Source organism: Mycobacterium sp. NGS40 (assembly GCF_059812735.1).
The window spans coordinates 1-13,298 of the sequence record NZ_JCALDG010000038.1 but is presented as its reverse complement, the minus strand read 5'-3'; the positions used below and the strand labels follow the sequence as shown (position 1 = coordinate 13,298).

Here is a 13,298-nt window from a genome sequence, read left to right as displayed (position 1 = left end):
CACCGACTGCGACGGCTGTGGCTTGTCGTACCCGTGGCGCAGAATCACGGGACATGACGCGGACGCCGACTGATTTCCCGACCCGAGCGCGGTACTACCGCAGCCGTGCCGCCGAGTACCTGGAAGGCGGGGACGCCGAACAAGCCCAGCAGTGCGAGGAGTTCGCGCGGCGTTGCGACACACTCGCGGCGAGGCGTTCCTGATCGGCTGCTGTAGCGTCGATCATGGGTTGTCGCAGGTGCGCCCCCAGATCCCCTCGAATGGAAGCGCCTGCGACACCCGCCACGGTCCGCCGGTAGCCCGCGGCAGGGCCCCGTCGGGCGCGAACGTCGCATCCAGGCGCGGCACACAGAAGCTTGGCCGACCGAGCGTCCGATACTGGACGACGGTCGTAGACGCCAGCCGATTCCCGGCCAGCTCCTCTTGAGACGGTACTGCCGGGAACCGACGATCGAACGTATGAACCTGTCCTTCTTGCGCCGAAAGCATCCGCCACACTATCCATGCCGTCGCAGCCACGAGCACGTCGGATGATCAGTGTTGCTCGGCAGCGAGACGGCGTCTACGCGTTGCCCGAGGCCGATTTCGCGTCCGAGACCTCGGGGACGTCCGACATCAGCATGCCGATCGCCGTCACAGAGCTGGGTGATGACGTCGTGTGGCGACCTGAGGCCGACCTATGGCCGCACCTGCACCTTGGCGGCGTCGTTGGGAGTGGCAAGACGATCACGGCCCAGAACATCGCGGTGGCGGCCGCTCGTGCGCGTTGGCGGGTTCACATCCTGCGGCAGTTCGACCGCGAATATGGGGAGTTCATCGGTTGGCCTGGCGTCGAGGTGGCGACCACCCCGACCGAGCACAGTGCACTGCTGCAGCGAAGCGTCGACCTGATGTATCCCCTTCCGGCGGCGCCGCTACTGGTGGTCATCGACACCGTGAAGGGGATCGTTGACGGGATCGGGGACAGCTGCCTGGGCCCGCTGCGAAGGATTGCCGTGGATGGCCGGGTCCACCAGGCCCACCTGGTCCTGGTTGCTGACCCCACCGCGCCGGACCCCGTGCCCGAGGTGACTGAGCTGCTGTGCCGGCTGACGGTGATACCGCCTCTGGCAGCCTCTCGCCGTCCGCGGGGCGACCTGATGCGGTGGCGACCGGGGCAGGCCTCTGCAGGGTCGCTGCAGCGGTAGCTGCCGGGCGTCATGGTCCTGTTGAAAACAGGTATGGCGGGTTGAACGATCGAGAACATGGACCTGGCTGCGAGCGCTGTCGACATCGTCGAGCTGGACCAGCCGGCCGTGCAAGAAGTCAATGAGTGTGCCTGCGGCATGCGGCGGACGGTGTTGCGGTCGTGGGAGCTTTCGCCGGCTCCCGGGCGTGCCTTAGCGCGGCTGCGCGAAGCGCATCGCGAGGAGTACGAGCACTACCTTGACCAGGAGCGTGCTTCGTCGCTGGCTGTGTTCGAGGAGAAGTGGAGTGCGCACCTGGCTGGCGACCACGGTGGTCGTGATGGCTGAGGTCGGGCAGGGGGAGCTGGACCTGTGGCCGCGCACGCATGATCTGCCGCCACGGTGGGACGGACTGCCAGTGCAGTGGGGAGCCTGGTCGAGCACGGGCGAGGTGTTCATGTGCCCACCAAAGCGAGGGCGGTCTGAGTCATGTGATCGCTGCGGGTCCACGGATGCGCGGATGATCAACGTTGGACGTGTCTGGACGGATCCGGACACCGCCCCGCCGGCGATCGGCCGGGCGCGGTTGCGAAGGGGACGCCATCCAGTGGGGGTGCTATCGGCGTTTCGGTGTCCAGGCTGCGGGCACGACAGTGTCCTCGACTCGAATGGGCAGCTGTGGGACTTGGATGGCACGGATTACACCGATGACGGGTCGTGGAATGTAAATACCTGTGGCGCAACTGGTTCAGGTAAGGCGCGAGGGGGCCGCGGTCATGGCCGATGAGTCGATTCGGTTGCCGGCCGGGGTGTGGCTGGATTCCATGCGCATCGACTGCACCAACGACGATGGCCCCGAACCAGAACTGTTGGCCGAGTGGTCCTGCGTCGACGGCTGGGTGGAAATCTCCGTCCCCGTGGACCTGGGGGCACTCGGGGAGACGGTGACGGTGCGGTTCCCCGGTTGGCTGATCCCAGGCATCACTCAACCACGTTCCGTTGTGGATGTGGGATACGAACTCATCGCACGGCAATCAACGAGCGGCAGTCGCAGACCGGATACTCCCACGCCGGCGGCCGAGGCGAGGCTCCATGCTCGGGATCGGACAACCGACCCGAAACACAAGTCAGGAAAGGCGGTTTGATGAACATCCACGTCCATGCGCCGGACGGCGGAAGCATCCCCGGAGCGCTTTGCGAACAAGACGGCGACCTCACGACAGTTCGTCAGGACGTCACCTGTCCCGACTGTGACGACATCCTCGACGCCGACTACACCATCGGTGACTGGCCAAAGCTGACCCACGGGTTCGCCGAGCAGCTCCGCGCGCAGCAGCAGCTATGGACGCGTGCGCGATCGCCACGACGTGCCCCGGTTGTGCATCGCGGCCACAAACCGGAAACGGGCAAGAGGCGGACCTGTGCATGACCAGACCTCGAATCGAGCAGACGGAGAACCTACTGGACCATTTCCTCGTCTAAGCCCCACCTGGGGCCGAGTCCCATCAGGAGAAGGTGAACATTCATGACCGCACTTTTCGTGGTCGCGTGGTGCAACACGACGTAGTTAGGGGAGTAGAGATGAACGCAACTGAAGACGGTACCGAGCCCCTGGGTGAGGCTCCACCAGAACTATCCCGGCAATGCGGCCCGGAACTGAAGGACTTTGTGCGCCAGGCGATACCGCTGAGCATTGACGGTAATCGGCGGCGAACAGTGTGGGTACCTGCGCAACCCACAGTCTGCCCACAGTTGGTGATCGCACCATCGGTCGGGTGCAGCAAGGACGATGGCAATCTGCGATTCCGCGGCACGCTTGCCTTGACGCACACGCACACCGGCGCGCAGCTGGTCGAAAGCACCTATGTGAGCGGCCTGGAGAAACTGGCCGCCGCCCTCAAACACTTCGACTGGGATTTCGACACGCGAAACCACTTCGCCAAACCGGAGAACGCAGACCTGGCCGACGCTGTCCGCGCGGCCATCCGAGACTGGCAAGAGGATGAGGGCTACAGCGGCCCAGTGTCGCTGTGGGGCGATGATGAAGACAAGCGAGCCGCACGCGAGCGTGAACCCGCGACGACGCTGCTGCGGGAGCAATTGGACTGGTGGCCAGCGCAATACAAGTCGATCCGCGAACGCGAATTGATCGCCAAGAACCGGGAGGCTTGGCATGAGGCGATCTCGTGCAGCGTCAACGGCTGGGGAATGACGTATCTGCTGGCTGTGCTGCAGCGTGTCGACCCAAAGGTCGCCGACATCGCGGCGCGCCGTCTCGTTGCAGAGTTCGACGCGGGCGATGGTCTGGGCGAATGGGTGTTTCGGTGGAGTCAGGAACTGGATTCCGGAAGGCCTCTGACGCTTCACGGCATTCCGGACGTCGATCCGCTAGCTCAATTCGAGGCGAGTGCATGAATCGGGCCGTACCCGCGACAGGCGCGGGCTTGGATAACATTGGTGAGATCGGCGGCGAGATGGTCGGCCAGCTGATCGACGGTGTCTGTGGGCATTGCGCGGCGGCGGCGCCAAACCCGCTGCTGGCCCGTGAGCGAGATTTCTTCCGCGAGCTCGCCTCAGGGTTGGTCGCCATGTCACCTGGAGACTTGCTGACGTTGTGCGCTGCGACGACCACCCGGATCGCCTATCCCGATCTCCAATGCCAGCGAAGGGCGAGCCAGCAGACCCCACGCAACGACGCCGCGCTCCGCACGCCCACGCTTAGCGAAACCGTCGCCGCAGAAAGGGAATTCGATGTCTAACCCGGTCAGCATCACCGCGTCGAGCAACCAACCCAGACGACGGGCCGATGTAGTTACGCCCGTGGCGGTGTTCGGCGTGGCGGCCGGGATCACCGGGTACACCGCGGCCAGGATGCGCCAGCGACGGCGCACCGACGTCCCCCAGGGTGTGTCTGACAAGGCACACAGCGCCCCGATCGCGGGTAGCCGAGCACTTACCAGTCCGGTTATGCTGCAAGGGTATACGGATTCCGGCACCGGAACTGACGCACGTCAGGAGGACGCCGCCGTCCACAGAGTGGATCTGAAGCAGGCAGTGGTTCGGCGACCGGGCGTTGCGGTTGCACTGACGGCGGTAGTTGTCGCCGTGGTGACCTGGGCGGTAACCGTGCTCGCCACCGGGCCTGGGTCGAACGACCCGACTCCCATATCGCCGCCTCCGGCGAGACTAGCCGACCCCATGCCAAAGACAGATCCAATGCCGTTGATCGAACGGAGCACGCGGATTCCGATGAGCGATGGTGGGGAATCGACCGGCCGCTGCACAGCCGATGGCGTGTGCACCGGCCACGTGTTCAACATGGACCTTGGCGGTGACAGCCCCTGGGTGGTCACGGGGGTCGGGTATCGCCCGTTAGAAATCCTGCCCGGCCGCCGTGTCACCCGCCTCCGATGGGAACTGCGCGACACCGAGCTACGGTCGGACCGCGACACCGTGGCGTTCACCCAAACCTCGGATGCCCCCGATCCGGATATGTCCGTCACCTACGCGCGTGTACGCGTGGATGGGCTCCGCGCGATGCGTATCACTGCTGTCGTCGAGGCCTCGATCCCCGCGCCCGGCGCGGTCGCGACGGGGCTGGGGCCGTTCGAGGTCTACGGCTACACGGTCAATAGCAGCAGTGGTGACGCGGAATTCCCCACGCGTGCCACGGTGGATGATGTCAGGTGGCGGGTCGCACCGTTCACCGTGTCGCCCATTGCCATCGTCCCCGGCCTGCAGGCGGCGCAAGGCAGCGGCGGGCCTGAGGGGCCGTCGCGATGACCGCCGTGGAGCAGCCCGGGTCCGAGGGCGAGCGGTTGTGGTTGCCGTTGTCGCGGCCGCCGTGGACACCGGAGGCCGCTGGGGTCGAGGACGCGATCGCGGCGTACCCGACCACCCAGTTCGCGGTCGCTGAAGATCCGTGGGGGAAGGTCGCGTGGTGGCGCCCGACCAGTGAGCCGCCGCACCAGCTGATCACTTGTGGGCGCTGTGGGCCCCAGTCGGCGACCACGGCAGCGGTGCAGACGCTTGCTGCGCAGTGTGCGTGGGCGCACTGGGCGGTGCATATCGTTGCGGCCGGCGACGTCGACAGTGGGTACTGGGAGTTGCGGGAATGGCCCAATGTGCGGTGTGTCGCCACCTCGCTCGGCGAAATGATCACCGCCATCACCGGCCTGCAGGAACTACTGCGGCAGCGGCTCGACCACGCGTATGCCGGTGTCGGGCAAGCCGACCGGAACGCACCGGTGGTGCTGCTGATCGACTACTGGCACCAACTGCTCGCGAGCGCCCGCTTCACCAAGTCTGAACATCACAAACTGGTCGCTAACGCGCTCGGGCAGCTGATCAGACTGGGCCGCGTCGTGCGCATCCACGTGGTGTTGGCCGGATCGTCCAGCGTCGGCCCGCCTTTCTGGTGGCCAGGCACCGACTGCGACATCAGCGAGCTGCAGTTATGCAGCCCCTACGTGGACGGATTCACCCCGATCTACCGGCGACTCGGATCGCTGCGGCCAACTCGCTCCAGCTACCCGCTGCTCGACCTCGATACCAGGCATTCGCGCACACCGTATGGTGAGGTGGTCGACTACCCGATCGTGGTGCGGCCAGGACGAAATTTCTTCATCGCGGGAGGCCGGGGACAGTCAGCGCCCGCCTCGGACGAGACATCGGACATCGAAGTCGGCCGCTACGCGGTACGAACCTTCAGCATCGATCGGCGCCGAGGCACCCTGGTGCCCGTCAGCATCGCCTCCCACCTGGACAGCATCGGCGTGGACAGCCGCGCAGTGTGGGAGGACGGGGTGTGCGTGGCGCGCTGCGCACACGGACACAACCATCCCGCTCCGTCCGACGACTGCAGTTGCGGCATCTACGGCGCGACATCACTCGCGTCGCTACACAGCCAATTCCCCGATCTGGTCGCGAGCATCGTCGCGGTAATAGCCGCGGAAGGCCCCACCATCATCGGCAATGCCGGCCTGCGCACCTCGGCGGCCAGGGTGGTCGCCTACTGGTGCCATCCCGGACCTGCATTCGACGCCGCGCGCACAGTGCTGGCACAACAGTGCATTCACGCGCAGCATTTCGACGTTCTCACAGCGATGCTGGCCGCATACAACATCCCCGCCACCACGGTGGACGCCGACTGCCTCCCAGAGGGGTTCGGTGTTGATTGGCACCAGCGGATTTCGATCGGCCGCATCGACCAGGCCAGCGCGGACAGGTTCTGGTCGCGACCCCTGCGCCGGCACGTCTCTGCCGTTATGAGAAGCGTGCGCTGGCTCGCCGCAAAACTCGCCCCCGCAGGTCATACAACCCGGGGACAACAAATCAAAACCCCAGCAGCACACAAGGAGTGACCACTCATGAACGCAACAGCCACCGCGGACCCCGACACGCTGGGAGTGGTCTCCGCTCATCAAGTCGTGTTAATCGGCGCAACGCTGAAGGACCATCAGATCCAGGTCGTTTTCCACTTCGGTGAAGACGTGGCCACCGTCCACTCTGCCGGCATGCTGGGACCAGGTTCTTATGCCAGGGACCACACCGCCACGCTGTATGTGTCCGGCGAGCCGACGTGCGGCGGCATCACCGACATCGAGGTGCACGCGACACCGGAACAAGCCGACTACGCCCGCCGCGTCCTCACACTGCTGCTGCCGTATCTGCCTGACGAGAGTCACGGCAGCGGCACGTGGATCGGCGACTGCGCGCGGACGTTCATCGACGCTCTGGCCGCCCGCGCCGAGCGCCAAGTGTGGTGCATCCGCGCCGACAACGGACGCATCGTCCACGCGAAAGCCAGCGAATACAGCTACTACGACCAAGACGACGCAGTCTCTTGCCTCGAACCTGAAGACATTGGCATCGACGAAGACGACGACCCCGACAAGCACGTCACCGTCGAACGCGTCCCCGAGACAGAGATCCCAGACGACATCACCATCGACGGAGCGCGGTGGCCCAATGACTGATCATCACAGCCGCGTCGCTGTCCAAGACCAAATCTCGGAGATCGTGCACGCCGAAGACACCGACGAGCACTACGACCGCTACTGGTCAGACCGGGTCGCCGAACGGATCGTCGAACAACTCGACCTCCCACCGCAGCATGACGACGCTACCCGTCCTGCTTCTGGTGACGTTGCTGTCCCGTACCCAGACGTAGAGGTCGAAGACGTCGACGAGTGGCGCTACTTCCGTCGCGGCAGCGCCGTCGTCGACGTCGCACACGACGGGGATCCCATCGAAATCGCCAGTGGTTCGCCAGGCGACCCGGCGGGCGCCGAAGACTTGATTGCCTGCCTTCAGGCGGCTCGGCAGTTTGCCCTGGCCGCTGCGTCACCTTCCGAAAGCGGTGGACAGTGAAGAGTGCAGCGACCCCAACCGATCCACCTGATGATCCGCGCGCTGATCCTCGGTTAGCCGAGTTCCATGCGTTGCCGATGTCTCTGCAGATGTCCAGATCCGCCGGCTGGGAGCCGTTCTCGCCATTCCTTGGCTCGAAATGGCATACAGGCAACCAGCGACGGCGCTGGGCGACCTCGCCGCAAAGATGCGCGGCTGGGCCGACCGCTGGGAAGCCGAGGACCGCCTACACAGTGTTGACGGCGACCTGGTGGACACAAATGTCGGAGAAATCCAAGAACCGAACCGGCTACCGGGAGATGGCGCGAGCCCTGCTGTAGGGAACCTCAGTGAGAACACATCAGGAGAGAGAACAGATGGGACGCATTGGTGAGAATCCGCGGCGGATCGAAGTGATCCCCGAAACCCCGCCGGTACGAAGGGCGCCCGCACCGCCAGCGCCGAAACCACAGCGCACAGAGCCCCAACCGCAGAAGGCACCGGCATGAGCACCGATACCCCGATCCTCATGGCAAGAAATGGTGCGGAGCAGCCCGAAACCGTGACATCGTGCTGAAGCTCTGTTATGTCACCCCATAGCCACTGCCAACGGAACGGAAGCCAGACAGATGAACCGATCTCAGCATTGTCGCGAACGCGAAGAGCAGATATGCGGGGCATGAAAGACGGCTTCAAGCGAGGCACCAACTACTGCCGCCGGCAGCGGATGGCGGACATGGGCGCAGTCCATCTAGCGGAAATCGCCGCCTCGCTGGCTCGTTCGACGACCGTGATTACCCAAGAGATGCCATGGCTCGGTGCGGTCACCCCGCGTCGCAACACGACCTGGATCGGACCAATCTTCAGCCAGATCAACACGCCGGCGGGGAAGGCTGCATCGCCGGCTGGGATGGAGATTCCGAAGGGTGCGGGTGCGAACAGTTTGCTGCTGCCTCTGATGCGGAGGTGCCGCGGTGAACACAAACTTCAGTGAATGGCATCTGCCACCATGGACCGACGACGAGGTCGCGAACATCAACGATTTCCAGCGGTCTGGGGCGATGCACCCGCTGACCTGTGGCTGCGGCCCGCAAGACGACGGTGACTTCTTTGACTGGCCTAACCGTGTCCGGGTAGCCCACAGCGACGGGCTGCACTGCCCGAATGGTCGTTGCTCGGTGCAGACGACCCATGTCGACCGCGGCATCGCCGACGGATCGCTGCTGCGATCGATTCAGCAAGACCGGAGCGACGCGATGTCCGCAGCGAACACCGCACCCCAGCAAGACGATTGGGACTTCTGATGCGTCTACATCTGGGTGACTGGTGGACCCGAGACCGCAACGGAAAGACCACGGCGCACCGAGTGGGCGCGGTATTCCCCGACCTCCGCGTCGAACCGGCCGGTGACCTTCGGCCCCGCCCCCGGGACGTGCTCGCCGGCGATCGCAGCCGCTGGGTGCCGCTGTGCGAGTGTGGCATCCCCGCGCCAGACGGGGCTCGCCGCGATTACGCCGCAGCGCTGTCGACGTTCATGCCGTGGGGCGACCACGAGCGCTGCTCGGCATGCGAAGTCCTCAGCCCGGCGTTTGACGCCTGGCTACACGACGGGCAATCCAGGAGAAACCGATGAGCACCACCAATATTGAATGGGCGCAAGCGGTGTGGAATCCCACGACCGGTTGTGACCGGATCTCGCCCGGTTGTGACTCGTGCTATGCGCTGGCAATGGCCAAGCGGCTCAAGGCCATGGGGGCCGCCAAATACCAGACGGATGGTGACCCTCGCACGAGTGGACCCGGGTTCGCGGTTGCGTTTCATGAAGAGGCGCTTGAAATTCCGCTGCGTAAGCGGAAGCCATCGCGATTTTTCGTGAACTCGATGAGCGACGTCGCCCATCCCCGAATTCCCCGGTTCTTCGTCGCCCAGATGTGGGCGGTGATGGCGCTGACTCGCAGACACGACTTCCTCGTGCTCAGCAAGCGCCCGCACAGGCTACAACGCTTGCTGGCCGACCCCGACTTCAGGCGTGAGGTCGCCGAAGAATCCAGCGACATCATCGGCCGGACACCGCCACACCTCGGCCGGTGGCGGCTCGATCTGGGAGGACAACGGCTGGCCGGTGACTCCGGTAGCGGAACGGGCTGGACAACCACCCGAACCAGCGACGGGGAGACACTCTGGTCACCGCCGTGGCCGCTGCCGAACGTGTGGCTGGGAACCTCGATCGAGTCGAACGAATACTGCTGGCGCGCAGACCATCTCAAGAACACTGAGGCTGCGGTGCGGTTCCTGTCGTTGGAGCCGCTGCTCGGCCCGCTGCCCGACCTCGACCTCACCGGAATCGATTGGGTGATCGTCGGAGGGGAGAGCGGGCCCCGGTATCGACGCATGGAGTTGGATTGGGTGCGCGACATCCGGGATCGCTGCCAGCAGCACTCGGTGCCCCTGTTTTTCAAACAGGTCGGTGGCCCGACCCCGAAGGCGTCCGGACGGCTGCTCGACGGGCGGACCTGGGATGAGTTCCCGGTCGTGAACGGTGGTCGAGTCAGTGCTTGACAGCAGCGGTCGTGTGCGTGTGTACGGTTCGAAGTCGAACCGGCAGTGGACGCTGCATTGGCCGGATCAGAATCAGACCCGTCCGGTGAGCGCCCACCCAGCGCTGAAGGAGTGGGGCGAGCTCGCCGCACGCGAGGCGGCGTTGGGGCGCGGCCCCGAGGTGCCGGTGCTGCTTGACCCCCAGGGGTTCGCCGACGTCCGGCTCATCTTCCGGCGGTCGCGCTACGCGGCGCTTGCCCGATCAACCCGAGAAACCTACGACTGGGCCGCCCAGCAACGACCCCTCGTCGGCGGCCTGGTCGATGAGGTGCAGGCTGGGTATGAGACCGGAATACGCCAATGCGAAGCAGGTTTCGCACATGTTGCCGTCCCTGCGGGCAGGCCCCACCCGTGACGGATCTCGTCGGTATCGTCAGCGACCATCCCACCGCTGTGCTAGCCGGTGTCGCCGTCGGGCTGTTCGTCGCCGCGGTGCTGAGAATCATCCGCCGCGTACGGCGGCTACTGGTGAGCGCCGCGGTGCTCGCGGTGGCCGGTGGCGCCGGCGCCGGCGGGACGTCTGAGCTCGTGCACGCTGTCGCTGGTTGGCGATGACCCGGCTGGTGGATCCGGATGGATGAGCTTAAGACGTCCTACCGTGTTGTCGGCGAGGACAAGGTCGACGAATTCGCGGCGCTGTGTTGTGCCCTGCGCTTACGACCTCACCAATTGGTCAGTCTGTTAGTCGCTGAAGGCATCGCGCGGTATCGCGAGGATCCGGCCACCGAGGAATTGGTGCGGTTGGTGTGTGACGGCCGGCGCCAACATCGTCGGCAGCAAGAGGTCAATAGGCTGAACCAGCTCTTTGAGTCCAGCTGAATCGAGAGAGGAGGAAAGGGGAGTGGCCGTGACCGAGGTTGTGGTGTTGACCGGGGCTGGGATCAGCGCCGAGTCTGGACTCCCGACGTTCAGCGGTGCCGACGGTCTCTGGGAAGGTCATCGCCGCGAGGATGTGGCGACGCCGGACGGCTTCGCCGCCGACCCGGTCACGGTGCAGCGGTTCTACAACCGACTGCGCCGCCGTCTGCACGAGGTGGAACCCAACGCCGCGCACCACGCGCTGGTGCGGCTGCAGCGCCACCTCGGCCCGCGCATGCACCTGGTCACGCAGAACATCGACGATCTGCATCAACGTGCCGGCACGGTCGAGCTGACGGCGATGCACGGCGAGCTACGCAAGATTCGCCACGTCGACACCGGCCAGGTGCTGGAGTGGGCCCACGATGTTGTCGAGACCGATACGCAGTGGCGGCCCCACGTGGTGTGGTTTGGTGAGCGCACGATCGGTTTGGACATGATCGTGGAAAAGCTCGCTACCGCGAGTGTTTTCGCGGCGATCGGCACCTCAGGAACGGTGTATCCGGCCAGCCAGTTCGCGGCGATCGCGAAGGCTGCCGGCGCCGAGACTTACGAGATCAACCAGGTCGCCACTGACGGCGGGCTGTTCGATCACCATTGGATTGGCCCGGCCACTCGACGAGTTCCCGAGTTCGTCGATCACCTCATCCAGCGAGCCTGACTCAGCCGCCGGCAATCGGCGGCTTGAAGTGAATCGACACCGAGGCCCGACAGAGGCGACAATCGCAAATGTGTTCGAAGATTGGCCAGTCGCGATGCACCCTCCGACGCGTCGAGTGGTAGATCCTCCGAAACCTGTCGTGGTGGATCTGAGCCTGCTTATCACCAACCCTGATGACGCGTTCCGTCGCGATGAGGTGGCGATGCGAGTGAAGAATGAAGGCCTGGTCTTTTGGGGTCAGGTTCCGGGTCGCCTGCATGCCTGGGCGCAGTCGGCTGCCGGCGGATGGCTTGCGCTGGTGAGCTGCGAGGTTCCGACCGGGAACGGCCGCGGGAAGCTCGCGATGTCCCAGTGGTGTCCAGCCAGAGCGGTGCGACCAGCCGGCAACGACAACGACCAGGGGGCGCGTCGCTGACTTCGCGACGTAGTGTCACCACATACGAGCACGAGCAGGAGAGGAAGGCGGAGATGACCAGTGGATTCGACGACGAGGCACAGTGGTCTGTGCCGGTGACCCAGCTGGTCCAGCTGTCATCGCAGTATGCCGTGCAGCTGGTCTCGCTGCCGCCGCAGCAGGCTCGGCAGTGGCCTGGTGGATCCGGGCCCGAGACCGCGGGGCAGACTCCGCCGCCCTGACTCACACCAGCGGGTCGTGTGGCTATCGTCGGCGCTGGTGTTTGTCGATCCACGCCAGGCCGCCGCGGTCGAGCAGCATGCGGGCTCGGGTGACGGCGACGTAGGCGACCATGGCGTCGCTCTTGACGGTGTCCTCGCGGCTGTCGTCGGTGGGATAGTCGTCGCCGACTTTCACTGCTTCCCATTCCCGGCCCTTGCTGGCGTGAGCGGTGGAAACCGTGACATCGGCGATCTTTTCATCGACCAATGCGTCGATGGCGTCGATGACGGCATCGGTTCCGTGTTCGTCGATCAGATCGACGAACGGCTTGAGATCGCGTCCCTCGGACTCTTCCTCGACATAGGTCTGTAGGTCGGCCCAGCTGGTGAACACGAATAACTCGGGGTGACTGGTGCGGCCGGTCTCCTTGAGTTCGGCCGCGGCGAAGGCCAGACGCCGGATCGTGTCACCTTTCCCAACGAGGGCGACCTTCAGCCCCTGGCCGAGCAGGTCCATGACCGCGGACATAGCGCCGGCGTTGGTGCGGCACAGCATGGCTCTAGGGGCTTCAAGGTCGGTGAGGCGTGACCGTAGCGCCGGGTTGCCGGTCAGTCGCAGCTCGGCGCCGATCCAGGCGAGCCACTTGTTGGCTTCGTCGGCGATCGCGGGCCCGAACCGCCACGACTGTGACAGGAAGAGGCGGTGGTCGGCGTCCCACTGGCCGAGCGCGTCGACGGCGCCGCGCCAGCCGTAGAGGGACTGGTTGCTGTCGCCGACTGCGATCTGCTGCGCGTCTTGCCGCTGAACAAGTGCAGCGACAAGGGGATTGGAGTCTTGGGCTTCGTCGAGCAGCACGACGTCGGTGTCGAGTCGTGGCCGGGTGAGGGCCCACATCTTCAGGTAGTGGTCGTGGTTGAACCGCAGACGCCCGTCGGGGTTGCGCAGATCCGACCACGCTTTGCGTGCGTAGGGTAGGACGGATCGGGCGAGGGCCTGGTGGTTGTCGTCGAAGACGCCGTTCTGGTGCGGTACATGGCGGTGGTCGATC

Annotated in this window: 20 protein-coding genes; 18 read left to right on the top strand and 2 right to left on the bottom strand. The window is 65.1% G+C overall.

Going from position 1 to position 13,298, the window contains the following annotated elements:
* Nucleotides 1–53: 53 nt before the first annotated feature.
* The 5 genes from AC5Y5O_RS29685 (at nt 54) to AC5Y5O_RS29665 (ending at nt 3,581) form a co-directional block, all read left to right on the top strand.
* Nucleotides 54–203, top strand: a complete 150-nt coding sequence (locus AC5Y5O_RS29685; protein WP_005114924.1) for a hypothetical protein — start codon at nt 54–56, stop codon at nt 201–203.
* A gap of 327 nt (nt 204–530) precedes the next feature.
* Entirely contained in the window at nt 531–1,187 is a 657-nt protein-coding gene (locus tag AC5Y5O_RS29680) for a hypothetical protein (RefSeq protein WP_005113523.1), read from the top strand.
* Nucleotides 1,188–1,244: 57 nt separating this feature from the next.
* The gene (locus AC5Y5O_RS29675) at nt 1,245–1,514 is read left to right on the top strand and encodes a hypothetical protein (protein ID WP_005113521.1); all 270 of its coding nucleotides are present in this window, start codon (nt 1,245–1,247) and stop codon (nt 1,512–1,514) included.
* A gap of 796 nt (nt 1,515–2,310) precedes the next feature.
* Nucleotides 2,311–2,595, top strand: coding sequence for a hypothetical protein (locus tag AC5Y5O_RS29670; protein ID WP_005113517.1), 285 nt, complete (start codon nt 2,311–2,313; stop codon nt 2,593–2,595).
* Between the two features lie 86 nt (nt 2,596–2,681).
* Nucleotides 2,682–3,581 carry a hypothetical protein gene (locus tag AC5Y5O_RS29665; protein ID WP_005113515.1) on the top strand — a complete coding sequence of 300 codons (900 nt, stop codon included), beginning with the start codon at nt 2,682–2,684 and terminating at the stop codon, nt 3,579–3,581.
* A gap of 176 nt (nt 3,582–3,757) precedes the next feature.
* Here AC5Y5O_RS29665 and AC5Y5O_RS29660 read toward each other — a convergent pair whose 3' ends face one another.
* Complete coding sequence (locus AC5Y5O_RS29660; RefSeq protein ID WP_500028556.1) at nt 3,758–4,084, bottom strand: hypothetical protein; 327 nt, start codon at nt 4,082–4,084, stop codon at nt 3,758–3,760.
* 298 nt (nt 4,085–4,382) lie between these two features.
* On the opposite strand from AC5Y5O_RS29660, the gene AC5Y5O_RS29655 reads away from it, so the two are divergent.
* From AC5Y5O_RS29655 to AC5Y5O_RS29595, 13 genes are all read left to right on the top strand, one after another.
* Nucleotides 4,383–4,949: a hypothetical protein gene (locus AC5Y5O_RS29655; protein ID WP_232530531.1), complete on the top strand. Its 567-nt coding sequence runs from the start codon at nt 4,383–4,385 to the stop codon at nt 4,947–4,949.
* The gene (locus AC5Y5O_RS29650; protein ID WP_005113510.1) at nt 4,946–6,529 is read left to right on the top strand and encodes a hypothetical protein; all 1,584 of its coding nucleotides are present in this window, start codon (nt 4,946–4,948) and stop codon (nt 6,527–6,529) included. Before AC5Y5O_RS29655 ends, AC5Y5O_RS29650 begins: the two co-directional genes overlap by 4 nt.
* 6 nt (nt 6,530–6,535) lie before the next feature.
* Entirely contained in the window at nt 6,536–7,144 is a 609-nt protein-coding gene (locus tag AC5Y5O_RS29645) for a hypothetical protein (protein WP_005113509.1), read from the top strand.
* The gene (locus AC5Y5O_RS29640; RefSeq protein ID WP_005113508.1) at nt 7,137–7,538 is read left to right on the top strand and encodes a hypothetical protein; all 402 of its coding nucleotides are present in this window, start codon (nt 7,137–7,139) and stop codon (nt 7,536–7,538) included. The genes AC5Y5O_RS29645 and AC5Y5O_RS29640 overlap by 8 nt, the downstream gene beginning before the upstream one ends.
* 658 nt (nt 7,539–8,196) lie before the next feature.
* Nucleotides 8,197–8,511 (top strand): hypothetical protein, encoded by a 315-nt coding sequence (locus AC5Y5O_RS29635; protein ID WP_005115621.1) that lies wholly within the window; start codon nt 8,197–8,199, stop codon nt 8,509–8,511.
* The gene (locus AC5Y5O_RS29630; RefSeq protein WP_005113506.1) at nt 8,492–8,821 is read left to right on the top strand and encodes a hypothetical protein; all 330 of its coding nucleotides are present in this window, start codon (nt 8,492–8,494) and stop codon (nt 8,819–8,821) included. The genes AC5Y5O_RS29635 and AC5Y5O_RS29630 overlap by 20 nt, the downstream gene beginning before the upstream one ends.
* A complete protein-coding gene (locus AC5Y5O_RS29625) occupies nt 8,821–9,150 on the top strand; it encodes a hypothetical protein (RefSeq protein WP_005115620.1) in 330 nt (109 codons plus the stop codon). Before AC5Y5O_RS29630 ends, AC5Y5O_RS29625 begins: the two co-directional genes overlap by 1 nt.
* On the top strand, nt 9,147–10,076 hold the full coding sequence (locus AC5Y5O_RS29620) for a DUF5131 family protein (RefSeq protein ID WP_005113505.1): 930 nt from the start codon (nt 9,147–9,149) through the stop codon (nt 10,074–10,076). The genes AC5Y5O_RS29625 and AC5Y5O_RS29620 overlap by 4 nt, the downstream gene beginning before the upstream one ends.
* 85 nt (nt 10,077–10,161) lie before the next feature.
* Nucleotides 10,162–10,470 (top strand): hypothetical protein, encoded by a 309-nt coding sequence (locus AC5Y5O_RS29615; RefSeq protein WP_232530530.1) that lies wholly within the window; start codon nt 10,162–10,164, stop codon nt 10,468–10,470.
* A complete protein-coding gene (locus tag AC5Y5O_RS29610) occupies nt 10,467–10,670 on the top strand; it encodes a hypothetical protein (RefSeq protein WP_005113503.1) in 204 nt (67 codons plus the stop codon). Before AC5Y5O_RS29615 ends, AC5Y5O_RS29610 begins: the two co-directional genes overlap by 4 nt.
* 18 nt (nt 10,671–10,688) lie before the next feature.
* Nucleotides 10,689–10,934 (top strand): hypothetical protein, encoded by a 246-nt coding sequence (locus tag AC5Y5O_RS29605; RefSeq protein ID WP_005113502.1) that lies wholly within the window; start codon nt 10,689–10,691, stop codon nt 10,932–10,934.
* 28 nt (nt 10,935–10,962) lie between these two features.
* On the top strand, nt 10,963–11,634 hold the full coding sequence (locus AC5Y5O_RS29600) for a Sir2 family NAD-dependent protein deacetylase (RefSeq protein WP_005114931.1): 672 nt from the start codon (nt 10,963–10,965) through the stop codon (nt 11,632–11,634).
* Between the two features lie 468 nt (nt 11,635–12,102).
* On the top strand, nt 12,103–12,270 hold the full coding sequence (locus AC5Y5O_RS29595; RefSeq protein ID WP_005113499.1) for a hypothetical protein: 168 nt from the start codon (nt 12,103–12,105) through the stop codon (nt 12,268–12,270).
* A gap of 22 nt (nt 12,271–12,292) precedes the next feature.
* On the opposite strand, the gene AC5Y5O_RS29590 is transcribed toward AC5Y5O_RS29595, so the two are convergent.
* Nucleotides 12,293–13,298 (bottom strand): UvrD-helicase domain-containing protein (locus AC5Y5O_RS29590; protein ID WP_500028548.1); only part of this gene is annotated, 1,006 nt, incomplete at its 5' end.